We start from the raw sequence: 23,389 nt of genomic DNA on the forward strand, positions 1-23,389 counted from the left end.
TTGACTTAACCTCTACCGAATTCACCGATTTCTACGCACACATTACTGTGTGTTCGAGCATATTATCCATACCCGCATTACTCATTAAACCTATAGCGACAGATGTATCTTCCACACTATAACCTAATGCACCAGCTACAGGTGCTGCGTATTTAAACGCATCGCCTAAACCTTTTACATCTGTATTAGCTTTAGAACTTGTCTGTGCTAGTACATCGGCAAACTTACCGCTATCTTTTGCTTTCATGCCAAAAGCTGTTAATGAATCAGTAACGATATCTGAGGTAAGGCCTAATTCGGTACCTGACGCAGCTGCTAAATCCATAACACCACTAATACCAGACATCATTTCTTTGGAACTCCAGCCGGCAAGTGCCATATAGTTAAGAGCATCTGATGACTCACTGGCACTAAATTTTGTCGTTTTTCCCATTTCCAACGCTTTATCACGTAATGAGTTAAACTCTTTACCAGTAGCTCCAGATGTCGCTTTAACTTTACGCATAGAATCATCGAAATCTATACTAGTCTTTGCAGCTAAGCCAAATCCAGCTACGACTGGTGCTGTGACATACATAGACATTGAACGACCAACACTTTTCATTGATTCGCCCACTTTATTTATCTTAGGACCCATTTCAGTAAAACTCTTACCTAGTCTGCCGAAACTACTGTTAGATACTCTAGCAGCTGCTTGTGATTCCTTTTGAAAGTTTTTAAAAGAACTCGTAGTTTGTTCTAACTCATGCTCCAGGTAATTCAAAGTATCAGCTTGTTTGTTATACTCTGTCCGTAACCTTGCAGCTTTCGCACTATTTGCACCTTGTTCTTGTGCTGTCTTTTGATATTGTGCACGTAGTTCTTTAACATTATTCCTTTGTTGTTTAGTAGCTCCATCAAGTTCACGAATTCTGTTTTTGTATGAAGTCATAGACTTCTCGGAATTTTTAAAGTTATTTCTTGATAACTTCAAATCAGAATTCAATGTCTTAAAACTACGTCTAACACCAGCAAGTGTGGCACCAATACCCATATCTTTCATGGATAAATCTATTTGAAGTCCTTTTATTCTTTCTGCCATTGTTCCACCTCCTTACTTATAAATTGCTAATAAAGTAATTAAAAGATACAAGCAGTCAACATGCTGTCACATTTGTAATGAATAGGCGCTTCAATAAACGCGTTTAACATTTGTTGTTCCATAATTCAAAACCTCCTATACTTACTGTCCAAAGGCTGATAACATAGACGACTTACGTTCCGCTTTAACCTTCGTATTTAAATCATCGAACACTAAATAATACGGAATATCCAAAACATCGTTGTACGTCTGTTCACCGTCTTTGACCATTTTCTTAATAGTTTTTTTCAAATTTTCTCTATGATCTTCCCAACCATTTACTGATATAGATTGAACTTTTTCATCTGACTCAACTTCATCATCTAAATTTTGCCCACTTCCTATGAAAACAACTTGTTTGTATAGTTCGTGGGTACCTTCATACGATGTTAGACCGTCAATAAGTTGCCTTTTAGAAAACTGGTTATCAAATATACGGACAACTAGGTCTATCATTACGTGTAACTCGTCATTGTCTGGATTGCCTTTTAACGAAGCTAGAAAAGAAACACATTCATATACCAAAGAAAAAGGAATGCTCGGACGTGTGACAAATGTTTCATGTCTCCCTGGCACTCCTTCACTATCAAAGTTAGTAGCTAATTCTATTTTGCTGTGTTTCATTCATATCACCTCTTATTACTTTAGAAGCTGTTTCAAACGCTTTTCGTTTTCTTCTGATAACTCACCTTGTGAAATAAACTGTATTTGTGCTCTTAACTCTGGCATTGCTTCTGGTGCATGCAATCCGTCCATTAACTCTTGTACAGTAAATTGTTTTTTATAAATATCTTCTGCAACTAACTTAAACATTTCTCTAATGCTTTCAATTCCTGAATCTTCTTCTAGTTTTTCAATTTCTTCCACTTTCTCAAATACATTCATTAACTCACTGAAAGGTAAGTGTTTAGGTGTGAAATATACTTTTGTTTCAAATTCACCGTTTTCTTTTTCACCTGTGATTAATTCGATAAAGTTTAATTTAGTTTGTTTAGCCATTTATAATTGCTCCTTTGTTTTTTGTATTTTTTATATGTTATTAAAAGGTATGATTGATTCTGGACTTCCATTTTTAGCTATAGTATGCAAACTAGGCGTATATATTACTCCTTCGAGAAGCTTTGTTTTACTAGGATGTGTATAGCATTCTGTAATTTCTGGATATCCTACTTCAGCATCATCTGAATATTGAACGCTAAATGCTGTTCCATAAGGTTTATCTAAATCTTTTGTATCCCATTCAAAATTAATGTACTTTTTCAATGAAATTTCTTTTCCTTGATAAATAACTGTTGGAACAGAATTAACATCTTTTTGTTTAATGACTAATAAACATTCATCTTTTTGTTTTTTCTTTTTTAAGAATTCAATTATTTTTTTCATAGTCATCCTCCATTTTTATTTGCAAATAAAAAGAGGGCATTAAGCCCTCAATAGTAGTTATTTCGCTGATACGTCAGCGCTATTTGTTTTTGTTTCTACATTTAATGCTTCTGGTTCTTCTACTTCTTTTTCAGTTATTGTAACTGTACATTTAGCTGTCTTATTACCGTCTGTCGTTGTAACTGTGATGTCAGCACCGCCTTTGGCAACAGCAGTGATATTACCTTCACCGTCTACTGTAGCCACAGCTTTATCAGAAGAAGAATATTCAACTGATTTGTCTGTAGCTGTTCCAGGCGCTACTGTTGCCGTAATTTTTTGTTGATCCCCAACCGTTAAATCCAATGCTTCCTTATTTAACGTCACACCCGTTACTAGAATAGGTTTTGTTTTAAATGCTGGGACGTCTTTTTTCTTTGATTCTCCATTTTCATTTTCACGTGATACTTGATAAGTACCTTTTGGATAATCAGTATCTGCATCTAAGCTATCAATAGTTACGTTTGCTTTTCCTTCAACGTAATTCTCACTCTTTAAAAGTTCTTCATCTTTGTATAAATTTAATTTGTCTTCCATTTCAATTCCTCCATTTTTTATTTTGAAAGCCCCTATTCTGCTGAAATAGATGCAGACTTACTGTTTGCACTTACTTCAACTTTTTGGGGAACCTTAGGGTGTTACTACTGCGTCTGGGTGTTCTTCGCCAAAGACTTTCTTCCAAATGCTGTGTAATGCTGTATCAGTACCTTTAGGGTCGAAACCTAAGTACATCGCTTTAGGTTCGTCATAACCTTCGACATCTTTCGCAATGAATGTTCCAGTAGTTGATTGACTAGAGAATTCGATTTCGTCAGATGTTGTAGAACCTTCCACTTCTGCGAATGTGAACTTACCAGAGATTAAACCTACAACTTCACGCCCTTCTGCCGATGTACGTTCTAATAAGACTGCTACATCGTTTGGTGTGTCATTACCAACTGCTACGATTCCATCTTCGTCAACTTCTAAGCCAAATAAAGCTGTACGATCCTCAAGGCTTAATGTATGGAAACCACTTTCTATTTCCACATCACCATTACTTACTGCAGTTTCCATTGTTCTGTTATCACCGTGTGCTTTAACAACTTCTTGTTCTTTAGAAATTGTTATTTCTTGTAAACCTTTGATACGTTCTGGTGTTTTAACACCTGCACCATCTTCATTCAATACTTTGTAGTTAAAGTTATCTAAACCTGTAAAACTTGTTGTTTGTTTTGGCATTATAATTCCTCCTGTAAATTTAATTCAGAACGATAAAAGGACCCCTCGTATCTACGAGCGGACCTGTATATTTTTAATTCTCTATCGTATTCTGGTTGTGCATTTGCTGTATTTTCCATTTGTAACTTTTCTTTCATCAACCTAGATATGTGATAACTAAGTTGATTCCTAACGTGATAAGCTTGATAATCACTTGATTCTGGTACAAATAAATCAATCTGTACCAAGTAACTCAAAGCTAAATTATCATTATCTGCATATCCAACGGGTAAAGTATCATCAATTTCACTCATGACAATGTAAGGCTTAGATGCGTCAGAGGGTTCTGGGTATTCGTAGAATTTAATTCTTTTTCCTACATGTTCTATAACTTGATTGTCGTTTATCAGCATATTATAAATGTTCATTAAGATATCCCTCATCTACATCATCCTTTCTCTAATTGTCTTTTAACCACTTTGAAATAGGTATCTCTACCACTTCTTAAAGCTCTATCAATTGAGCCTTTACCACGTGGATTAGGGTTTTTGATAGTACCGAACTCGTTTAAATGAATAATACGATAACGGTCATCAGGACCCTTCCAATGTATTTTTATTGTACGTACACCGTTTAATGAATAAGGTCTGGATAACGTGACTTCATCAATACTCGCACCTGTATCTTTAAATGATTCGAAACTTTTCTTTATTTCTTTAACTATCACTTGCCCACCAGCAAGTAACGCTTCGTCACTTATCTTTTTCATTTTTTGTCTGCCATATTTACGTTCTAATGCTCGTTCTATTTCTTTCATGCCTTTTAATTTAACTGTCATTAGCTACACCCACGACTTTTATCATTTCTTTATTACTTGAATTGAGTGCAAAATCAATGACTCTAAATGTTAAACCTTGATATAGATCATGAATTAACTCAAACGTATCTGAATGTTTAACATGATAATCGGAATGAGGATTTCTAAAGTTAATCGTTACCTTATTGGTACCAGTAATATTACTTGTTTTTTCTAAGTCTTTAGTTGAGCTTTCATAAACTTCACAAAGTGTAGTGAAAACATCCTCTGCTTTGCTACTACCAGGTAAAGGTCCTTCATTTTCTACCATACGAAAAAAAGTAACAGGGACTCTAAGGTCTCCGTTACTTATCTCTGGTGGTTTATAACTTTTCTTCATAATCAACCTCCTCCATGTTTTCTAAAGCGAAAGAAGTTATTTGTGGTAAAAAGTTTTCGTGAAAATATTCTAATGCGTCATTATAAGCATATCTTGTACGCTCATACACAAGTTCTGTACCTCTAATGTTCTTGCCTATTACAAACTCTTGACATCTGAATTGAATGTCTTCAAACGATTGTTCGAGCAAAGACTTGATATGTTCATCTTCAAATGTATGGAATATTTTCAATCGGCGTTTCATTTCGTTTACTTGTGTCTGAGTGATCATCTAATCACCACTTTCAACTTAATCTGCCCCTATTCCGCAGAAATGCTAACAGATTTACTATTAGCTGTTACTTCTACGTTTTGGGGTGTATTAGGGTGTTACCGGTTTTGCAGCGATATCTAAGTCATAAACTAACGAAGTTTTGTTATCGTCAGGCATACCGTGTGCATATTGCTTGGCGATGAATACATCAGCGTCTTCTAAAGCTAACGTTTGGTCGTAAGACTTAATGTTAACTGCGCCAGTTTGAACTGCATAGTAGCGACTACCTACTACGAATAGCGCTTGGTTTTCTTCTACAAATTCAGATGCAATAACATCTACATTAAATGGTAACGATGTAACCCATGAACCATTAACTGTTTGCATAGTGTTTTGAGCTTTAACATAGAATTGGTCTGCAGGGTTAACCACTAAAGTTACGCCAGCCGTTACATCTACTTTATGTCCATTTTCTTTAGTAGATAATGTTGTTAATGCTTCAGCAAGCTCATTAGCAGTTGTTTGAGTGTCTGCAAATGTTAAAGTACCAGCCGATGTTTTATCTGCTGCACCTGTTACAGTTACTCCATCAGTATCATACGTTAAGTCTTTAGTTAAACCATATGGTTGGTTAGATGCTGCACCTTTACCTAAAACAACGCCTTCTTCTAATTTAAGCGCCATAGCTTCTGCTAATTGTAAGCGTACATAACGTTCAACCCATTCTGGACCAAAGTCGAGCATGTCTTTAGGTACAATTGCAAATGCTGTTAATTTATTTTGTGAGAAGTTTAATTCTTTAAAATTAGCTTGGATTTGTCCTTGGATTTTACCAAAGATCTCACCCCAGATTGCAGCTCCACTTGGGTCTCCCACAATCATACGTGTTTTAATCCCAGCAATTTGGAAATTAATTTTAGATAGTAAAGGACGAGCCTGTTGCATATCTTCGAACACACGTAATACAGTAGATTCAGGTAAGATAACTTCTTCTTTGTAAGTATCTAAGTTAGCTTCATCTTCTACTAAGTTTGTGAAGAAACGATTTTCTTCTGCTGTTAATATATTGTCTCCACGATTCATACGTACTTGTTTATCTGTAGTAGTGTTGTGGACTTCTTCACGTGCTTCTTTTAACACTTCATTGTGTAAGTTTTGAGAAAAGGCAGCCATGTATTCAGCGTATTTATTTTCTACTACCTCTTGGTCTTCTTCATTACGTACTGCATTAAAATATTCATTCTTTAAGTTCTCAACGTCTTTGTTGATTGCATCTTTAAATTTCATCGTCATACTTTTTCCTCCTATAATAACCTTTTTGTTTTTGGTTTCTTGTTTTGATTTTTAAAAGACTTAACTTCATTTGTTAAGTTTGCAATTTGATTCTGTAATTCAATAATTTCTGCGTTATTTTCTACTTTAGTTTCTTTAGGTGTTTCAACCTTCTCTTTTGTATCATCTGCAAAACCTTTGTCTACTGCATCTTTAGCAGTAAACCAAGTTTCTTCAGACATCATTTGAGAAATTTCATCACGATCTAAACCTGTTTTTTCTTGGTAAATATCCACAATGGATTCATCAATCGTTTCTAAAGCGTTTAGCGTTTTTTTAATATCGGCTTTATTACCAATAGCTAAAGTTTCAGCTTCATGTACCATGATTGAAGCACCTTTTTCCATTACCATAGAATCAGCAGCCATTGCAATAATAGATGCAGCACTTGCAGCTAAAGCAGTAACTTCTACTGTAATATTTGATGAATGATTCTTAAGGTAGTTGTAAATTTCAATACCTTGGAATACATCACCACCGGGACTGTTTAATCTAATAACAACGTCTTTGTTCACATCGTCTAATGCATTCGCAATGTCTTCACTGTTGATAGTTTCTTCTGCAAAGAATGACGATTCTGCAACGGGTCCTCCTAAAGTGAGAATGACTTTATCGTCTTGTACTTCATTCTTAAACGAATATTTAGACGTTGCTTTGATTAGTTCCTTTTTCGTCTCCATTATCAGTCTCACCTCCTTCCGTTGAATCTTCTTTCTCATAGTTTTTAGTCAAAATAAAACGGTCTCCACCTTCAACAGGTTCAAGACCGAGCATTTCACGCACTTCATTTTGTTTAGCTGCGCTTGATGATATTAATTTGTCTACTTTTTCTGCATTCTTAATAGGGTCCACCTTGTTAATGCCTACTACTTTGACACATTGTCCTTTTAAGTATTCTTGTTCTGTGAAAAACTTACTATTTAATTCATCTTCAATCTTAGTGACAAGTGGATTAATACAGAAATCAATGTAAGCTGTCATAGCGTTGCTAAGGTCTGCCACATCCCCATGAATAAGGTTAGATGGTATTCCAATGATTTTAGCTACATCGTCAATAAATAAACGTTTAACTTTTTGTAAGTTTTCCGCACCGTTATCAGTCCCGTTTGCATTGTCTTTTGACAATTCTTCGTATTCAAAGCCAGGTACTTGTGGTACTATTGCAACACCATTTTTGTTAAATTGACCATATATTTTATTTATATAGTTCTGTAATTTGCTCATATTACCATTGGCAACTTCACCACCGCCTTTAGTAACTTTAACAACACCTCTAATCTGATTCTTACGTAGTTGTGTGTCCATCATACGACCGAACAACTCACCATAATCACCAAACAAACCATCTACAAATCTTTGCAGCTTATCGTTGTTGTAGTTTAGATAAACTACTTCATCCATCTTAAAATTACGTTTAAATACATAGTCTTTAACTACTACATCTTTAAACAAGTCATCATAGACTGCATATTCTTCTCTATAAAAATCATCAGCAATCAATAAGTCATCGCTATCAGTCTTTATGATTAATACTTCGTTGTCATACACAAGTTTATAAATGACCTTATGCCAAAAGTCTGAAGCACTTGAATCAGTGTTAGGTCGTACATTTAATTTGTAATACAACTTATCTCTAACTAATTCTTGTCCATCTTTAACCCAAAATTCTGATTGGCTAAAGGTACGAGCAATAAAGTTAATAGAGGTTTCAAGTGCAATACGTTTTAAATACGACCTACTAGCAGGGTCATAGGCTAAATCCAAATCAAGCATGTCTCGTAAGTCTAGATTCCTTTTCAGTATTGAATCAAAAATTCCCAATAAATCACCTCCTAACTAGAATTCAAGTTTATCTAATAAATCAAAAGCTTGATCTAAATCTATTTCTTCTATTTCATCTACGCTATACAAAGCGTGTAAGAACGCATGGAAACCGTCTGTTTTCCTTCTGTGTTCGTCCTTCTTGATAAATTCTTTGTTACCATCTTTTTTAATTTGGACTGCTACATTATTTGTATACCAACGCATTAATGGATTATCGCCATAAATGACACGATGGTTAGCAAATAACGTTTCAATCCGTGGTGCTAATTTACTGTGAACACCTCTAGGATTACGTATAACCTCTATATCAAAACCTGCTTCTTCAAACAGTGGACGCATTAAATCCATTCGGAAGTTATCAGCTACTACTTTTTGGATTGCGTACTTTTTACGCATTTCTATAAACCAATTAACAATATGGACAGGGTTAATTGATGGTTCATCGACTATTGTTAAATGACCGTCTTTCTCCCATTGTTTAATTGGTGGCTTTAGCTTAGCTTCGTCTAAGTACCCTTTACGAGCAAATGAGTGTGATATCCACACTACATCGTCTCCTTGTTTAAATAACAATCCTACCGCTGCAAAGTCTTTAATACTTGCATAGTCAACGCCACCAATAGCTGTTTTGTTCTTCAGTGGTGGAATATTACGTGTAGTCGCAAGCACATCTTCACGAGATGCTACAATCTTACTTGAATCTTCTTCAGGTAAGTTCATGCGTTTTGTTATAAAGTTTTCATAACCACTAGGACTATGCGTTAAATCTTTATATTGATTTAATACTTTACGATAAAGTCGTTTACCATAATCACTCATAGGTTCTTCAAACATTGGATTTGCTTTTGACCATGTTGTAGGGTTATCTTTTTCTTCCTTATGGTCTAACTTACAAATAAATGGAAACAATCTATCATCAGGAGAATCGCCATCTAAAATTGCTTTAGAACGGTCTTTCAATTTATCTAAGAATCCCTCACGAACAAATCCATCAGTACCTATAAAAAATTCTCTAGGGTGCTTTACCTTACCAAGCCCACTAGAGAATACATCTACTATGTCATTGTTTTCATATCTGTGAATTTCATCATAAATGATAAATCCTTCACGACCACCATCTTTACTGCCAGCGTTACTTGTTGCGAATTCAAATTTACTTTGTGTTACTTCTGATGTTATGCGTAATTTGGTTAAATCAAAGAAACCTTCACCTTCTACATCGTTAATTTTTCCACTATATAAATTATGCTTAGTAATTTGCCTGTGCATTTCTTCAAATGATGTTTTAGCTTGTTTTTCAGTGTTAGCTACAACTGTGCCATCGTAATTATCTACACCATGTAGTTCACTTATTAGATAGTTAGATAAAGCACTGATCAAACCGTTTTTACCAGCACCACGTGCCACTAACCAAAAGAACTGTTCAAAGTATAATTCGTCTTCTTCATCAAACAAGAAAATAAAAGCGATTAGAAATTTCTGAAATGGTTGTAATTTGAAATAAAACTTTTCTGTAAAAGCAATACATTTTTCAATTTGTTCATCATCGAAATATAAATCTTCTCGATATAAAACATTAAGTTCTAAGTGATCTATCAATTTAATTCGGTCACTATTTAAGTTGATTTCACCATTTTTGTATTTATCTATGTACCGTTGTACATGTTTATTTACTTTCGTCATAATAAACTCCTACCTTTATCTTTCACTTCTTGCGCTACTTCTTCTGGTAACAACCGCGAGAGTTGTTGTATGATTTTCTGATAAGCACCATCACGAGAGTTGAAAAGTTTGGCTATTGGTCGTTCACGTTCGTATGGAGGGGCATTTTCTGATTGAGTGAATAACTCGTAATCACCTTTTTCTTGAATATCTAACCAAGCGTCATCAAGTAACACACGCATTCTTGCCGCTTGAACAATTAACCCTTGCGCTACTCTCTTTTTGTCATCGGGTATAGACTGAAAGACCTTATCTAATCGCTTTTTTTCCTTATCTACTCGTGCTTCATGTTCCTTAAGTTGCTGTTCATCTCTTTCCACAGTTATCACCTCTTTTCTATATATGCTGTAGGGAGGGGGTTATACGCGATATTTGTTAGCAAATGTCGAGAAAAGACTCCCCACCTCGTTCCCCGAGGTTAAAATAAAATTAAAAATATTTTGGCGGGGGGTTAAATAATTTTTTTATATAAATTTATTTTTTATTTTTTAAAAATTACCACCATTCATCATTCCAATTATCTTTTTTCTTTTTATAAAGATTTCTATCGTGATGATTTTCATGACAAGCAAAGCAAACTGTAACTAAATTATCTATATCTAATGCTAAGTCTGGTCTATCCTTTAACTCTTGCTTATGATGAACAATCAATCGTGTATCTTTAGATGTAACTACTTTGCCATTAGCTTTACACCACTGACATTCCCCATTATCAATCTCACGTCTTATCGCTTTTATATCTTTCCATTCTCTTTTCTTATAAAATCTCTTACGATCATTCACATCTTTATAGTTAATATCATCTATCATATGCAATCACCTTATCTTTATTAATGAATGACATATGCTAACTCATATCAACACTACGAGCATGACTTAAAGTTATATAGTTGGAGTTCATGTGTAGTGTTCATATCAATAAGCACAAAGAAGACACACAGGTAATCACCCCTGCGTGCCTAAATATAATATAGTATTGTTATTTATAATAAGTCACTGGAACTTATCGTATATCGATATTATATACCATACCTATGTACAGTACATAATAGTGTCAGAAGTGTCCTAATGTGTCACAACTGTCCTGATGTGTCCTAACTGTCCTTCTGCATGTAGTATAGCTTATCAATGATTTCCTTACGTCTATCTCCATAAGTATTCTTATTCATCTCAGCCTCTGGTAATATCTCATGACGCTTATATCCTTTCATTACTTCTAAGAATATAAAGTCATCCTCATCTAGTTTATCTTGACAGTCATTGATGAACGCTATCTTATCCATCTTACTCTTTACGTGTCTGTGAGCTTTCTCTCTAGCAAGTACAACCGATTCTACCTTACTACTATTAACGCCTTGTGGTTTAGGTAATGTAGCCTCTATGCCGTACTGTGCAATACTATTACTATCCACATCTGGAAGTATCATTGCTAATGTATTGCAGTTACTTCTAAAGTTATCAATCATATATCGAATATCTTCCTTTGTGTACATCTAATACCCTCCAAATTGTTTATGCCACTTGTATCCTTTGTGAGTCTGTCTTATACCATTAACACAAGCGCTAATATGTCCATTATTAAAACCCTTAGTTCTGGCTTCAGTCATTGATTTGAATTCTATTTTTTCTCCTGTTTTTACATTTATACCGATTACAGGAACGGAAAGCTTTTCAGAAACTTTTTTATAACCATCGTAATTTTTCCCGCTTTTAGTTTTTAATATTCTTTTTATACAAGTCCCGTGATTCATATTTTCTTTGTAAGTACACCATTCTAAATTTAAGAAATAATTATTAGATTTATTTTCATCTATATGATTAACTATTTCTTTATTTTTAACAGGTTTTAAGAAAGCTAATGCAACCAATCTATGGATTCTATAAGTTTTAAGTTTTCCTTCTTTAGATAACACTATTTTTTTGTATCCACTTTTCTCTGTAGAAGGCTTCAAAGTTCTGTTATAAGTACAACTCCAAACTCTACCTTTGTTAGATATCTTGTACAAACCTTCGTAACCTATGATATCCTTCCATTCTTCCATTCTCTCCACCTACTTTATTCGTTTATCCCACTTATCTTTAATCTCTCTAATCTGTTCGTCAGTGCGTTCATCTTCCTTCAACCTCAACACCACATCGCCATGATCATTGAATATAATATCTAGCAAGTACGCCACCTCATATTCAAGTGCATCTATCTTAGTATCTTTGACTGTGTTGTATATAAGTGAAATGACTGCGATTACTCCTAGAAGTATTGAGAGTGTTATCCAGAACATTAGTCGTCCTCCTCATTAATCCATTCTAAAAAATCACTTAATGCTAATCTGTAACCTTCAAGTTCCACAGTAATGCCAAAGGAATCTATATCTTCTATTGTTTCATTCAACTTGCTCTTTATATCATCAATTGTTTTCATCTATTTACCTCCAATATCATGTACAAGATCTTTGATGGCTACATATTCAGGTGCAAATAAACCTGTAGCCATTTGATTATTTCGTGTTACAACATAATAGTATTTACCTATCTCCAAATTCACTCACTGTCCTTTCTTTATTTGTTACCTTTTGATAAAGCTCTACTAATTGGACCATCATTAAAACTAGATGGAACTACACTTAACAACCCTTTAGGTCTACTTGCAATTCTCTTCGCCTCTGCCTTACTCTCTGCACTCACAATATCGTAGCGCTCATTCTCTCGTGGCTTGATGACTTCAGTGAAAGTGTGACCTGTTGAGTCGGTTATGTGTCGGATTAAATAATTAGTCACGCTGTAACACTTCCTTAACTTTTTCTAAAATGTCTTTATCCTTACAAGTCTGATTCTTTGATGAACGTTCCATTGATTGTCTTTCCTTTTCTTCCTTTGATTTCGTCATACGCGTACTGTAAACACTCCTCTAATGTCATTCCATGTTGTTGTGCCAATATAATTAAAGTTACGACTGTATCGCCTATACCGTCTTTTAGATCATCCATCTTGTTACGTGATAATGCTGCACCAACTTCACCAGCCTCTTCATAGAATTTCAATGCTTGTCTATCTGAATTATTTTTGTGTAAGTTTTTACCTATACTCCATTGTTCTACCAATTTGATTAGTTCATTCATGTTATTTGTCCTCCCTGATTTTCGTTTTTATAATATTATTGACTTCATTGCTGGACTATTTTAAAATTACTTTCTTGATTCTATAAAAGGGGTTGAATCTATGAGTGACGAAATTAAGGGATTTATTTATGTGTTATTTACAATATTATGCTTCATGGCTTATCTTGCACCTTTCATTTCAGCTATTTTCGGTTAATAAACTGATTTAGCTTTTTTCTCTTTTCTCATCAATGTTCATCCCATGATGTTGTCATCATCTAATCTATATATTTTATTGTGGAATCATTGTTACATTCAGTATTTTTTATAGCTTTACAAATATGATTAGTTCCTAATGTTATCGCTGCAACTATCAGTAAAGTATCGAATTTAAAATCGTGAAATTTACTCATTCCTTCTTTGAGGCTGGCATATACATTTTCAAGTTCTAATAAAGAATACATTTACTCACCCACCTTAATCCCGACACCATCCAACTTCGCTCTAAAATACTTATACGTGCTGCTCGATGGTTTGTTGCCGATGTGTTGGGAGATTTCGGATAGTAGGGATTCGTACATCATCTTCTTGTTATACACAGCATCAGCACATTCTTTATGCATTTGGTACCACTGAATGTTTTCCTTGTTCTCGTGTTCTAATCTTTTTGATATTATTCTATTTTTGTCTTTGTTTTCTTCTTTGAGTTCTTGCACTCTGTCTTTGTAGTAATTTTCCATATCAGCAATGTGTTTTATATGACTTTCTTTAAGTTCCTCATTCTCCCGTTCCAATTTCTTTGTTTTGTCGTCTGCTTCATCTTGATTTAATCCCATTGTGTATAATTCATTTTGCAATCTTGTATTTTCATCTACTAATTTTGAATGTCGTTGTTCCAACGTTTTAACTTTAATGTCCGCACCTTTTAAAGCACTATCTTTAATCTCTCTAATCTCTTCCAACCTACTAACCTTTGCTTTATACCAAGATAGATCGTCGCTTAAAGTATCTCGTTGTTTTGTCATATCATGCAATTGACCTTCCAATTTATAGCCACATTCGCATTCTTTATTGAGCATTTTTTCGAATTTGTCACGTTCTGCTTTTAGCTTTTTATTTTCTTGTTCTAAATTATTGCAAGTAACTGCCCAAGCTAAAACATCATCTTTCAATGTATCTCGTTCTGCTTTGTAATCACGTTGTTCTCCGAAGTCTACATATTCATAACTCACTCGCCATCACTCCTTATTGATTTAAAATACGTTCATACTACCCCGCATCATAATGGTTATCTTCTATATCAGATTCTACTTTTTCCCAATCTACATCTGCTTTAAATTTAGGTCGAAAATCTCCATCACCATCTGAGTAGATAGAAACATCTCTGGAAACTCCTAAATTACCGAGGTGTTCCATTTTATTTAACATCGACATAAAACAATCAATCCATCTTTCTTCCATTTCAACTTCAATTGTAAATTTCTTCTTCACCCTCACCACTCCCTTACATAGTTGTCCACATTATCAATAGCACGATTGTCAGTATGATTACGACTGCTAGCCAAACTGTGAATTGTTTCATCCGTTATCACCTTCTAGTAAATGTGGGTGTTCGTATATATTTCCCACAATTATTACTTTTTTAGCTAAAATAATTTCTATTAATGGAACCAAACCAATGTCAAATCCCCAACCATCTAAAACATCTTTAACACCAAATATTCCATCCTCAAAAACAACTTCACCATTTAATGTTTCGGTATCTATAGCGACAGGGATTTCCAATACATCTCCCTCAAATATCTCAACACCATGCTTGTCTTTAAGTCCTGTGGATTGGAGGAGTTCCCATTTCACTAGTGAACCATCATCATCAAATCCTATTGTTCTAATACTTAACCATTCTTTTTCTTCTTTATCCCACGCTCTATACTTCGGTACCATCTACTCCACCAAACCTTTCTCATGTGTCCAGATTAATTTAAATTCTCCATCAATGTATGCGTGAAATTCTTTGCTGTGTTCATTTTTCCATGTGCTAATACTTGCGTGTTCCCAAACAGCAAATAAGTCGTCTGTGGTTACCTCGACCATACTTTTAAACTCTGTATCTTCCGTAATTTCTTCCTCGACTTCAACTGTGAAAAGTAGTGTAGGTGTTAACGCTTCCTCAAAATACAAATCTCCACCAATATCGAAACCTAATTTATAAGTCACTCCATCAAAGTTTGGATTCGATACAAATACTCTGTGCTTTATATCATTATCCATCGCCCACTCAATCAACTGCGGTAAGTTTAGTTGTTTCTTAGTTTTTATCTTTACCATTCCTAAACCCCTCCATTATCTTCCTGTTCCGTTTTATATCCTCACGTGGTACTGCTACGATTACACTTCTATCATTCGAGGATATTGTGAATCCCTTAACACCTTTATCACGTAGTAACTTTGCAATTTCATGTGTCTGTAGCCCACATGTATTTAATTTATATTTAACTTTTATAGTATCTGATAGGATCATATCGCTAGCTCTTTCTCTATCTCTGCAATACTTACTTTTTCTGCTATTAAACGTGTACCTTTATCTTTATTCTTCAATGTTGGTGAACTCATGAACATAATTGTTTGTTCAGATACACCTAACTTTTCTGCACATTCCTTACGTGTACCATGACAAATAATGTCATCACCTTTATAAATAACGTATTCATATCTTTGTTTTCCACCAGCCACTTACTTCACATCCCAATTATCATATGCACGTTCGATATACCATTTAGCTTTTGCCACATCTTCTTTACCATTCTTGTGTGGCGAACGTGCTAGATACTTAATCGCATTGCCAATGTGATAAGCCACGTTGGTATTGTAGTGTTGTGTGACCTGCTCAATGAAATCTATTACTTCTATTTCACCGTAGTTATAATGTGATGGGTGGTTTACTGTTTCATGTGAAAGCACGCCCTCTCCTGGTTGTATAGTTGCTTGTATTGCTTTAGTTACCACACCTTTACGTTTACGTTGTTGTACGTCGTTGGATAACAATTTTATTGCTTTCTCCGTATTCTCTTTATCAAAGCCAATATGTTCCGTCTTGTTATCTAAATAGTTACTCCACAAATCAAAGTAGTTATCATCTGTAATTAGATATTTATTTCCATTTGAATTAATGTAAACTTGATTGTTTTCTTCATCTATAAATTCTAGATAATCTATTACTTTTCCAACTACTGTCATACCTTTAGCATCTTCACTTTTACCAAGGTCATACACAATTACATAATTACCAACATCTAATTCTCTAATCTTCATTAACTCCACCCCTTAAACATTTGATTCCATGTATTATCGAACCAATATTCATCTCTACGCTTAGCATCCTCTATCATCTGCAGACGTTCCTGTTCCTTACGTTGCTTATGTTCTTCCAACTCAACCTTACGTTCAGCACGCTCTCTGTCCTCTGCATTGAGTCTGTCCACACCTTGACGTTGGTCATACTTTCTAATGTAGTTTTTCAAGTGTTGTCTACCTTTCTTCGCATGGTATCTAATTCTCGTGTAATGGATACCAAGTTGTTTTGCTTCCTTGTAATCTTCCACATCTACAAATACTTCTTCGTTATCATCTATCATTACGAAACATAAGTTACCTTTATCATCTTTTGCTCTACTTAAATTGATGTTCATTAGTCTTTTACCTCCGGCTCACTGAATTCTATAAACGTTCCATCTAAATAATCATTCACGTATTTATCCATATCTTTACCAATACGATCTAACACATCGTTCACTTCTTCATTTGGTCTTTGTATAAATGGCACTGTCTTTTCAAACGATGCAGTATACTTAATCTTGATTGTTTCTTCATTCATCGGAATCACTCCATTGCTTTCTTACGTTCTCTTCTAGCCTTTATCAAATCTTCATACGTTATCCAATCCTTGCCAGTGTACTTAGGCGCTTTACATATCCACGTTAGTGTCACATCTTGATACAAGTATCTGAATAACTTAGCTTTCAATTTAGCTGTATCTGTAGCCGTTCCTTTTACGTCTATGACTTCGACCAACTTATTCTCATTCCATAGTGCAAAGTCTGCGATGTATTCAGCTTTACGTTGCTTGCCAAACTTAGGGACCAATTCATATCTTGGCTGCACTTCGATATAATCAAAGCCATCAATATACTTACGACCTTCTAAGTATTTGAAAAACTCACATTCAACTTTGCTGTCGAACACAATCCCTTTATACTCAACTTTCTTAGCGTTGTATTTACTCATTCCGTCACTCCTGTATGAAATCAAATATGCTTGTTTGATCTACTCTAGTTAAATTGAAATGCTTCTTTATTTTTTCTAATCTGTTATCTGTAACGATGAATTCATCTAATCCATATCGTTTATACAATCCAAATAACCTATTCGTTTTATTGTTAAGTGGTATAACAGAACCAACCACTTTACCCGTACTATCTTTCAAATCATATTCAGTGCTTAACCCCAATTACCTCACCTCTTGAATAGCAGGTCGTATTTGACGTTCAGCAAGCTTGAAGTAGTATAAGCTCTCTAACTTATTTTCGTCTCCATTTGCCCACTCAATCATTTTCTGAATGTACACATCAGAACATTCAAGGTTTTGTTTTATTTCGTCAATTGTTACCATGCGTCTCTCTCCCTGTAATCATCACCAAGAACTCTCACTTGTCTTGAATTATGTTTCATTCTTGAATTGATGCGTTGCCAATTCATATTTTGATTTAATTCTTTATCGCTGAAGTTAGTAGTAAATATATTATTTTTACCTACTCTGTTATCTACAATGCTGAATAGTTTATTTAATGTATGTTCAGTGTTTTCTACACCTATATCGTCTAATACAAGTAAATCTATATTACTTAGTAACTTAACGAGTCCATCTGTCGTTTCTACTGAATTTTTGTTGTAAGTAGCTTTGATACGGTCCATTAACATTGGTATGTGCATAAATGCTACAGAATAACCTTGTGTTTTAATTGCTTTTGCTATAGCATAAGCTAAATGGGATTTTCCAGTACCATATGAGCCTTGTAGTATTAAACTCTTAGATTCATCTATAGAAAATGTTTTAACGTACTCTATAGCTGTCTGCTTAGCGTCTTCTTGTGTTTGATTTTGTGGTTGATAATTATTTACTGTTACATCTTTAAGTGAGTGATTTACATTAGATTGACTAAATATACGATTAACTGCTTTTTGTTTACGTTTTCTTTCTGCTTCTTTGCCCGCTGCAATCATGCTACACTCACAACCATCACGATATTCATAACCATTTTTGAATTTGTGTAAATCATATTTGTTATCACACTTTTTACAGTACAGTCCTTCGTCTATTTCAGTAGCTTCATATTCCTTTAATGTTTCAGTTATTCTAGGATTTAGCATCCGTTTCATTTAATCCCTCCTAATCCCAATAGCTAGGATCATGTTTCATTCTTTCTAATTGATTCTGCCCTGTAGGTTTTACTTCTTCTATAAAGTCGTTCATATAACTTTCTTGTCCTAAGAATGTTTTAGGATATTTCTGATACTGTTTGTTAGTAATGGTTTTGAGATAATCTCTAGTACCATTCATAATTTCTTCGTAACTATGCTTTTTAAGCGCTGATTTAAATAAGCTAAATGCTTTTTTCTTGTCTAGCTTTTTATCATACAGTTTCCACCATTCTTCAAAACGTTCACGCGTAACGTCAGTTGCGCTAGTATTAATTGTCTGACTGTTATTTGTATTACTGTTAATTATAGAACTGTTAATTGTAGTACCTACGTTTTGTCCCGGTAGATTTCTTCCCGGTAAGTTTTGTACCGGTACGAAATGACCTGATACGGGATTGTGTTCTATGGTATAAATATTTTTACTGAAGCCATTACTTGTTCTTTCTCTTTTAATTGATAAGTAGCCATTATCTTCAAGCTGTTTTCTATACTTCTGAAACCTTTTATCACTTATATTAAGCTCGTGACATATTAAACTTACTCCCGGAAAAGCTGTTTCATTTGCTCCAGCATATGCAGATAAGTAACTATACAAAGCCTTAGCTTCTATACTTATATCTGTATCTTTCATAACTCTTTTGAAAACTAACCCATAACCCGAGATAGAACTTTTAATACTATCTGCCATCTTTTTCACCTTCTCCATATAACAGCCATTCAAGTGTTACATTGAATATTCGTTCCATTTTTCTTAATCTATCCATACTCGGTAAATGAATACCTCTTTCCCATTTGCTTACAATACTTTTATTTGCTTTGAATATGTTTGCGAATTCTTCTTGTGACCAATCGTCACTCGCTCTAAGCGATGCTATTCTATATCCGATAGCTTTTCTGTCTATAGGTTTAATCATTCTAGGCATCATCATTGTTTCTCACCTCGTAACATACTGTTTAGCTTGTCATCTACTGATATCCAACTATTGTGTAAGTGATATAAATCATCGAATGATTTAACACCTATCGAGTGCTGTTGATTGTGGTGGCACCTGCATAATGCAAGAACATGTTTACCGTGATGATCCATTGTTTTACGGTTCATGCCACGACCTACTGCTTCATAATGGGCGAGGTCTGCTTTCTGTTCACCGCATATTACACAGTTTCTGTTTACAGTAGCCCAATACAACATCGCTTTGTCGCCTTGTAATAGTTTGCTAGTTTCAACTCTCATTGGTATTTGGTTATGAAATATGAAAGTTATAATTAGTTCGATTAACTCACCAGCTATCTTCCTTGTGCAGTCACGTAAACTAATACGTTCATAACCATTCATAATTTCTAATTCACTTTGAAATCTTTGTCTCAAAGCTTCTACTGGTTCTCCCCAGTGCAATTCAATATCTCTACACATCGCAAATATCTTTTTACGTTGGTCAATTGAAATCAATTTATTATCTGGAACAGTTACATCAGCGTTTAAGCTATAACCGTTATCTATAAGTTCTGTATGACTATTTTCTAATTCAACACCAGTGGCAACGACGGAATAAGTACCGTCGTCATCCAATTGGTATCTAGTAATTTGTTGCATTTAATCACACCCTAGAATGGAAGGTCATCATCGTTTATATCAATAGGTCCATTAGCATTTGCAAATGGATTACTTTGGTCACTCAATGACTCTTTTTGTTGACCTTGTCCGTTCGCTTGTTGTTCTTCACGTTTCATTTCATCAGTTTTAGGTACTGGTTTATTAACTACTTCATCGCCTTTATTCCAAACTTTTACGAATGAAAGTCTTACAAAATATTTGCCTTGATCTTCATTTAATTTATGTTTTAAAACGATTGTTCCCATCTTGTTAATTAATTCGTCCGTGTTAAAAGATAAGTCTGGTAAGTTTAATTTGATACCTAATCTACTTAGGAACTCTACATATTGTTTTTCTTGGAAATCTTGTTGGAATGGTGGTACAAATTGATTGTGCTTATATTGCTTGCCTTCAGCATTTTCAAATACAACTGTGAAATATCTGTTTTGACTATCATTGAATTCAACATCTTTAACTTTAACTGTGAACTCTCCAGCGCCTAAGAAGTCTCCACCCTTTAAAAATGCATCTTGATTAGTTTCTTTAATGTGTTTAGCTTGTCCTGTAATATTCATAATTTATATACCATCCTTTTAATTTTAGTTTAGTTTCCGTTTCTAATTGCTTGTACAACGTCATTAATACTTGGGTTAATAAATCGTTTGTCACTTATTGTCACGTTTTGTGAATGTCTAATTTTCGTTTCATATAAACTTGATGGTTCTGCATTCAGTACATAATCAAATTGCTTTTGACCATCTTGTTCCGTTTCTTCTATGGTCATTCTTGCTAATACATCTGATTGACTTACTACAGCCTTTTTAATCTGCTCTTGTGCTTCAATAGTAATGGTAGGGTTAATTGTTCCACCTTCATCATCTTTGTCCTTATTGATGCCCTCATGACCACTTATAGCTAGATGAAATTGGTAATGTTCTTGTAGCTTAGAAATATATCTATACATGCTTACTATTCGAGTAGCTGTTTCGCCCCAATCGTTGAATGTGGCTTTACGTGTCTTACCAGCCATTACATCGTCCATTGTTATATCTCTAAGCTTTTGGATTGTTTCAATAACTACTACATCAATTTGTTTACCGTTATTTCTAAGCTGTTCTAAAATCTGTGGAATCATTCTTATTACATAAGAGAAATGTTTATAATTCTTAACCGCCACTACTGCACCATCTTCTGAAACAGTCGTACCATCTTCGTTAATATCAAGTACAAGTGCATTTTTATCTTTAGTTAGAAAAGTAGTTTTTCCAGTTCCAAACTTTCCGTATATAGCAAACTTATAAAACTTATTCGTATTCTGCTGACTAATATCTTTAACACCTAGTTGAGTTAAAATGTCTTGTTCTTCACTCATTCACTTCAACCCTCTCACTTCTGTGTATTCTTATATGAGTTGATTCACATATAATTTTGTCGTGCTTAGTCCAATCAATTTCTAACACTTCAAAATCTTCTTCAAAGAATTTACGTGCCGTTTCCATATCATCTGTATATTCGACTTTAGGCGCTCGTTCTGTCGGTCTATTGTCAACGTAATGATCTACATTCTTATGAACGATGTAGCAATAGTCTTTCTTGTGCATAGACTTGTTTTTTACCATTTCATCACAGCGCTCATTACTCTATCTGCTTCATCGGTGTTCTCATCTATCCATTTGAATACGGATTGTTCTAATATTTCTCTTGCAGTGTGTACGCCTAGTTCTTCATCGGCTACTAAAATTTTATCTATAGATACGCTGTCTAAAGTTTCAATAGATATATTCACTTCAAATTGCGTCATCTTTCTAATACGTAGGATAAATTGGAACCCTTGAACATTAATTACCTTCTTACTTTCGTCGTTTATTCGATAATACATTTGACTACCTCCGTTATTTAGGTGTATATTTGTTTTATATATTTTGCTAACCGACTGTTACTTGCTGGTACAAGTTTCAGTCTTTTTTTCTGTCTTTAAATAGTTAATCCAACTATCCCAAGCCATATAGCTAAAGCAAACGGCTACCCAGTAAATAAGAAACAAGTGGATAAAGTCTTTCGTGAATATCAAAGCTATGAAGAATATAACCACTGCTGTTGATAATGCTAGTAAACATCTCAATGTTTAGCCTCCTACAACCATTTTTTATTTCTAAGTTTTAAATACTCTCTCAACTTTTCAATATCGATACGTGTCATATTTGCAGATAAATCAAGATACAAGTCTTTAACACCTAGATCATCTTCATCATAATCACGTAACCATCTGTAAACAGTTGATTTTCCAACATCGAATATTTTCGCTATAGTTGGTGGTTTTCCGTACAATGGGTAAAACACAACTTGATTAACATCTTCTACAACGTTTTGTTTAGTTGGTAAATGTGTCATCTTAACCACTCCTTTCTGGTATAATTTATTTATCGCTACTGCGATAGTGGGTGGTGAAAAATAATGGAATATATTTCTGATATATTAACTGTGTTAGTTCCTTTAATTGCAGTTATTTTTTCTTGGTGGCTTGCTACTAAAACAGCTAACGAAAAATATGAGCAACAAGTTAAAAAAGAAATTTATGACAACTATTATTCTGATATTTTAAAAGCCTGTTACACCTTGCCAACTACAGATTTGTTAGATTTTATGAGTTTCTATTCTTATCATCATGAAGATAAATTATCTAAAATTATCACTAAAAATTTTACTTATGTGTCTCCTGAAATAATCAATAATTGGAAGAAATACAATTTAGCACTTAAACTTTTTGAACATGATTATAAGAACAACTCTATTGCACGTGGCATTTTAAGTGATTTTTTGAATTATTATTCTCACTTGATAATTATGAGTTCACTAAAAGAATCAGAAAGGTTGTCAGAAGAATTGCAACTGCCGCAACTATCGACACAATTACTTTCTCCTTCAACGAAGATTGATTTTTATAAATCTCAATTACCATCACAAAAATTAATCCAAGAGTACCACCTGCAAGAACTAAATCCAGATTCATAACATACTCCTCCCAACACTCTTAATCTCTTCCGCCAAGATGACGATTAGGAGTGTTATTTTTAATGCTTGTTTTAAGTTCATACTTAATCCTCCTATAGCTTTTATTATTATAGTTTCGTACAATAGTGTTATCTCCTAGTG

Annotated in this window: 45 protein-coding genes; 1 reads left to right on the plus strand and 44 read right to left on the minus strand. The window is 34.3% G+C overall.

The window, feature by feature from the left end:
• Window positions 1-31: 31 nt before the first annotated feature.
• The 44 genes from NSR03_RS06615 to NSR03_RS06830 form a co-directional block, all read right to left on the minus strand.
• On the minus strand, window positions 32-1,081 hold the full coding sequence (locus NSR03_RS06615; RefSeq protein WP_445684143.1) for a phage tail tape measure protein: 1,050 nt from the start codon (window positions 1,079-1,081) through the stop codon (window positions 32-34).
• A gap of 141 nt (window positions 1,082-1,222) precedes the next feature.
• On the minus strand, window positions 1,223-1,744 hold the full coding sequence (gpGT, locus tag NSR03_RS06620) for a phage tail assembly chaperone GT (RefSeq protein WP_340719194.1): 522 nt from the start codon (window positions 1,742-1,744) through the stop codon (window positions 1,223-1,225).
• Between the two features lie 15 nt (window positions 1,745-1,759).
• Window positions 1,760-2,119: a phage tail assembly chaperone G gene (gene gpG, locus NSR03_RS06625; protein ID WP_053464108.1), complete on the minus strand. Its 360-nt coding sequence runs from the start codon at window positions 2,117-2,119 to the stop codon at window positions 1,760-1,762.
• A 30-nt stretch (window positions 2,120-2,149) separates the two neighbouring features.
• Window positions 2,150-2,503 (minus strand): hypothetical protein, encoded by a 354-nt coding sequence (locus NSR03_RS06630; RefSeq protein ID WP_340719195.1) that lies wholly within the window; start codon window positions 2,501-2,503, stop codon window positions 2,150-2,152.
• A 57-nt stretch (window positions 2,504-2,560) separates the two neighbouring features.
• Window positions 2,561-3,079, minus strand: a complete 519-nt coding sequence (locus NSR03_RS06635; protein WP_069826516.1) for an Ig-like domain-containing protein — start codon at window positions 3,077-3,079, stop codon at window positions 2,561-2,563.
• A 93-nt stretch (window positions 3,080-3,172) separates the two neighbouring features.
• Window positions 3,173-3,763 (minus strand): major tail protein, encoded by a 591-nt coding sequence (locus NSR03_RS06640; RefSeq protein ID WP_069816137.1) that lies wholly within the window; start codon window positions 3,761-3,763, stop codon window positions 3,173-3,175.
• Window positions 3,763-4,170 (minus strand): hypothetical protein, encoded by a 408-nt coding sequence (locus NSR03_RS06645; RefSeq protein WP_081333351.1) that lies wholly within the window; start codon window positions 4,168-4,170, stop codon window positions 3,763-3,765. The genes NSR03_RS06640 and NSR03_RS06645 overlap by 1 nt, the downstream gene beginning before the upstream one ends.
• Window positions 4,171-4,190: 20 nt before the next feature.
• A complete protein-coding gene (locus NSR03_RS06650) occupies window positions 4,191-4,580 on the minus strand; it encodes an HK97 gp10 family phage protein (protein WP_285342724.1) in 390 nt (129 codons plus the stop codon).
• Window positions 4,570-4,938, minus strand: coding sequence for a hypothetical protein (locus tag NSR03_RS06655; protein ID WP_285342725.1), 369 nt, complete (start codon window positions 4,936-4,938; stop codon window positions 4,570-4,572). Before NSR03_RS06655 ends, NSR03_RS06650 begins: the two co-directional genes overlap by 11 nt.
• Window positions 4,922-5,209, minus strand: a complete 288-nt coding sequence (locus NSR03_RS06660) for a hypothetical protein (RefSeq protein ID WP_069816145.1) — start codon at window positions 5,207-5,209, stop codon at window positions 4,922-4,924. The genes NSR03_RS06655 and NSR03_RS06660 overlap by 17 nt, the downstream gene beginning before the upstream one ends.
• Before the next feature lie 90 nt (window positions 5,210-5,299).
• On the minus strand, window positions 5,300-6,484 hold the full coding sequence (locus NSR03_RS06665) for a phage major capsid protein (protein ID WP_285342726.1): 1,185 nt from the start codon (window positions 6,482-6,484) through the stop codon (window positions 5,300-5,302).
• A gap of 11 nt (window positions 6,485-6,495) precedes the next feature.
• The gene (locus NSR03_RS06670) at window positions 6,496-7,203 is read right to left on the minus strand and encodes a head maturation protease, ClpP-related (RefSeq protein ID WP_285342727.1); all 708 of its coding nucleotides are present in this window, start codon (window positions 7,201-7,203) and stop codon (window positions 6,496-6,498) included.
• Window positions 7,166-8,344: a phage portal protein gene (locus NSR03_RS06675; RefSeq protein WP_285342728.1), complete on the minus strand. Its 1,179-nt coding sequence runs from the start codon at window positions 8,342-8,344 to the stop codon at window positions 7,166-7,168. The genes NSR03_RS06670 and NSR03_RS06675 overlap by 38 nt, the downstream gene beginning before the upstream one ends.
• A gap of 15 nt (window positions 8,345-8,359) precedes the next feature.
• Entirely contained in the window at window positions 8,360-10,030 is a 1,671-nt protein-coding gene (locus NSR03_RS06680) for a terminase TerL endonuclease subunit (RefSeq protein ID WP_285342729.1), read from the minus strand.
• On the minus strand, window positions 10,027-10,389 hold the full coding sequence (locus NSR03_RS06685; RefSeq protein ID WP_285342730.1) for a hypothetical protein: 363 nt from the start codon (window positions 10,387-10,389) through the stop codon (window positions 10,027-10,029). Before NSR03_RS06685 ends, NSR03_RS06680 begins: the two co-directional genes overlap by 4 nt.
• Before the next feature lie 175 nt (window positions 10,390-10,564).
• A complete protein-coding gene (locus tag NSR03_RS06690; RefSeq protein WP_285342731.1) occupies window positions 10,565-10,879 on the minus strand; it encodes an HNH endonuclease in 315 nt (104 codons plus the stop codon).
• A gap of 284 nt (window positions 10,880-11,163) precedes the next feature.
• Window positions 11,164-11,562 (minus strand): hypothetical protein, encoded by a 399-nt coding sequence (locus NSR03_RS06695; RefSeq protein ID WP_285329422.1) that lies wholly within the window; start codon window positions 11,560-11,562, stop codon window positions 11,164-11,166.
• Window positions 11,563-12,111 (minus strand): NUMOD4 domain-containing protein, encoded by a 549-nt coding sequence (locus tag NSR03_RS06700; RefSeq protein ID WP_069827469.1) that lies wholly within the window; start codon window positions 12,109-12,111, stop codon window positions 11,563-11,565. It lies immediately after the preceding gene.
• 9 nt (window positions 12,112-12,120) lie between these two features.
• Window positions 12,121-12,348, minus strand: a complete 228-nt coding sequence (locus tag NSR03_RS06705) for a DUF1514 family protein (RefSeq protein ID WP_285342733.1) — start codon at window positions 12,346-12,348, stop codon at window positions 12,121-12,123.
• Entirely contained in the window at window positions 12,348-12,488 is a 141-nt protein-coding gene (locus tag NSR03_RS06710; RefSeq protein ID WP_285342735.1) for a hypothetical protein, read from the minus strand. Before NSR03_RS06710 ends, NSR03_RS06705 begins: the two co-directional genes overlap by 1 nt.
• Before the next feature lie 137 nt (window positions 12,489-12,625).
• Window positions 12,626-12,844, minus strand: a complete 219-nt coding sequence (locus NSR03_RS06715) for a DUF1381 domain-containing protein (protein ID WP_285342737.1) — start codon at window positions 12,842-12,844, stop codon at window positions 12,626-12,628.
• 41 nt (window positions 12,845-12,885) lie between these two features.
• Window positions 12,886-13,185, minus strand: a complete 300-nt coding sequence (locus NSR03_RS06720) for a MazG-like family protein (protein WP_069820676.1) — start codon at window positions 13,183-13,185, stop codon at window positions 12,886-12,888.
• A 257-nt stretch (window positions 13,186-13,442) separates the two neighbouring features.
• Window positions 13,443-13,628: a hypothetical protein gene (locus NSR03_RS06725; protein WP_069820675.1), complete on the minus strand. Its 186-nt coding sequence runs from the start codon at window positions 13,626-13,628 to the stop codon at window positions 13,443-13,445.
• Entirely contained in the window at window positions 13,629-14,396 is a 768-nt protein-coding gene (locus tag NSR03_RS06730; RefSeq protein ID WP_069820674.1) for a hypothetical protein, read from the minus strand. It lies immediately after the preceding gene.
• Window positions 14,397-14,433: 37 nt separating this feature from the next.
• Window positions 14,434-14,655, minus strand: coding sequence for a hypothetical protein (locus NSR03_RS06735; RefSeq protein WP_069820673.1), 222 nt, complete (start codon window positions 14,653-14,655; stop codon window positions 14,434-14,436).
• 87 nt (window positions 14,656-14,742) lie between these two features.
• Window positions 14,743-15,108: a YopX family protein gene (locus NSR03_RS06740; protein ID WP_285342749.1), complete on the minus strand. Its 366-nt coding sequence runs from the start codon at window positions 15,106-15,108 to the stop codon at window positions 14,743-14,745.
• On the minus strand, window positions 15,109-15,492 hold the full coding sequence (locus NSR03_RS06745) for a hypothetical protein (protein WP_285342751.1): 384 nt from the start codon (window positions 15,490-15,492) through the stop codon (window positions 15,109-15,111).
• A 189-nt stretch (window positions 15,493-15,681) separates the two neighbouring features.
• Window positions 15,682-15,897, minus strand: coding sequence for a hypothetical protein (locus tag NSR03_RS06750; RefSeq protein WP_285342515.1), 216 nt, complete (start codon window positions 15,895-15,897; stop codon window positions 15,682-15,684).
• Entirely contained in the window at window positions 15,898-16,476 is a 579-nt protein-coding gene (locus NSR03_RS06755) for a DUF3310 domain-containing protein (protein ID WP_285342753.1), read from the minus strand.
• On the minus strand, window positions 16,476-16,853 hold the full coding sequence (locus NSR03_RS06760) for an SA1788 family PVL leukocidin-associated protein (protein WP_285342755.1): 378 nt from the start codon (window positions 16,851-16,853) through the stop codon (window positions 16,476-16,478). Before NSR03_RS06760 ends, NSR03_RS06755 begins: the two co-directional genes overlap by 1 nt.
• Complete coding sequence (locus NSR03_RS06765; RefSeq protein WP_069832482.1) at window positions 16,853-17,038, minus strand: hypothetical protein; 186 nt, start codon at window positions 17,036-17,038, stop codon at window positions 16,853-16,855. Before NSR03_RS06765 ends, NSR03_RS06760 begins: the two co-directional genes overlap by 1 nt.
• Window positions 17,039-17,043: 5 nt before the next feature.
• On the minus strand, window positions 17,044-17,448 hold the full coding sequence (locus NSR03_RS06770) for a DUF1064 domain-containing protein (protein ID WP_285342757.1): 405 nt from the start codon (window positions 17,446-17,448) through the stop codon (window positions 17,044-17,046).
• Window positions 17,449-17,452: 4 nt separating this feature from the next.
• Window positions 17,453-17,671, minus strand: coding sequence for a hypothetical protein (locus NSR03_RS06775; protein WP_103170003.1), 219 nt, complete (start codon window positions 17,669-17,671; stop codon window positions 17,453-17,455).
• Window positions 17,672-17,833 (minus strand): hypothetical protein, encoded by a 162-nt coding sequence (locus NSR03_RS06780; protein WP_165349546.1) that lies wholly within the window; start codon window positions 17,831-17,833, stop codon window positions 17,672-17,674.
• A complete protein-coding gene (locus NSR03_RS06785; protein ID WP_285342510.1) occupies window positions 17,827-18,600 on the minus strand; it encodes an ATP-binding protein in 774 nt (257 codons plus the stop codon). The genes NSR03_RS06780 and NSR03_RS06785 overlap by 7 nt, the downstream gene beginning before the upstream one ends.
• A 10-nt stretch (window positions 18,601-18,610) precedes the next feature.
• Window positions 18,611-19,330: a helix-turn-helix domain-containing protein gene (locus NSR03_RS06790; RefSeq protein ID WP_285342759.1), complete on the minus strand. Its 720-nt coding sequence runs from the start codon at window positions 19,328-19,330 to the stop codon at window positions 18,611-18,613.
• Window positions 19,320-19,571 carry a helix-turn-helix domain-containing protein gene (locus NSR03_RS06795; protein WP_285342760.1) on the minus strand — a complete coding sequence of 84 codons (252 nt, stop codon included), beginning with the start codon at window positions 19,569-19,571 and terminating at the stop codon, window positions 19,320-19,322. The genes NSR03_RS06790 and NSR03_RS06795 overlap by 11 nt, the downstream gene beginning before the upstream one ends.
• Window positions 19,568-20,236 (minus strand): putative HNHc nuclease, encoded by a 669-nt coding sequence (locus tag NSR03_RS06800; RefSeq protein WP_285342761.1) that lies wholly within the window; start codon window positions 20,234-20,236, stop codon window positions 19,568-19,570. The genes NSR03_RS06795 and NSR03_RS06800 overlap by 4 nt, the downstream gene beginning before the upstream one ends.
• 11 nt (window positions 20,237-20,247) lie before the next feature.
• Window positions 20,248-20,811 carry a single-stranded DNA-binding protein gene (locus tag NSR03_RS06805; RefSeq protein ID WP_285342762.1) on the minus strand — a complete coding sequence of 188 codons (564 nt, stop codon included), beginning with the start codon at window positions 20,809-20,811 and terminating at the stop codon, window positions 20,248-20,250.
• A 29-nt stretch (window positions 20,812-20,840) separates the two neighbouring features.
• On the minus strand, window positions 20,841-21,608 hold the full coding sequence (locus NSR03_RS06810; protein ID WP_285342764.1) for an ATP-binding protein: 768 nt from the start codon (window positions 21,606-21,608) through the stop codon (window positions 20,841-20,843).
• Window positions 21,601-21,855: a DUF2483 family protein gene (locus NSR03_RS06815; protein WP_056935507.1), complete on the minus strand. Its 255-nt coding sequence runs from the start codon at window positions 21,853-21,855 to the stop codon at window positions 21,601-21,603. Before NSR03_RS06815 ends, NSR03_RS06810 begins: the two co-directional genes overlap by 8 nt.
• On the minus strand, window positions 21,849-22,115 hold the full coding sequence (locus NSR03_RS06820) for a DUF1108 family protein (protein WP_285342767.1): 267 nt from the start codon (window positions 22,113-22,115) through the stop codon (window positions 21,849-21,851). The genes NSR03_RS06815 and NSR03_RS06820 overlap by 7 nt, the downstream gene beginning before the upstream one ends.
• 57 nt (window positions 22,116-22,172) lie before the next feature.
• Window positions 22,173-22,358 carry a hypothetical protein gene (locus NSR03_RS06825; RefSeq protein WP_285342769.1) on the minus strand — a complete coding sequence of 62 codons (186 nt, stop codon included), beginning with the start codon at window positions 22,356-22,358 and terminating at the stop codon, window positions 22,173-22,175.
• Window positions 22,359-22,369: 11 nt separating this feature from the next.
• A complete protein-coding gene (locus NSR03_RS06830) occupies window positions 22,370-22,627 on the minus strand; it encodes a helix-turn-helix domain-containing protein (protein ID WP_285342771.1) in 258 nt (85 codons plus the stop codon).
• 63 nt (window positions 22,628-22,690) lie between these two features.
• Here NSR03_RS06830 and NSR03_RS06835 point away from each other — a divergent pair, with 63 nt between their 5' ends.
• Window positions 22,691-23,248 carry a hypothetical protein gene (locus NSR03_RS06835; protein ID WP_285342773.1) on the plus strand — a complete coding sequence of 186 codons (558 nt, stop codon included), beginning with the start codon at window positions 22,691-22,693 and terminating at the stop codon, window positions 23,246-23,248.
• The last annotated feature ends 141 nt before the right edge of the window (window positions 23,249-23,389 follow it).

It is taken from the genome of Staphylococcus sp. FSL W8-1207 (genome assembly GCF_038003745.1).
Lineage (GTDB): Bacteria > Bacillota > Bacilli > Staphylococcales > Staphylococcaceae > Staphylococcus > Staphylococcus equorum.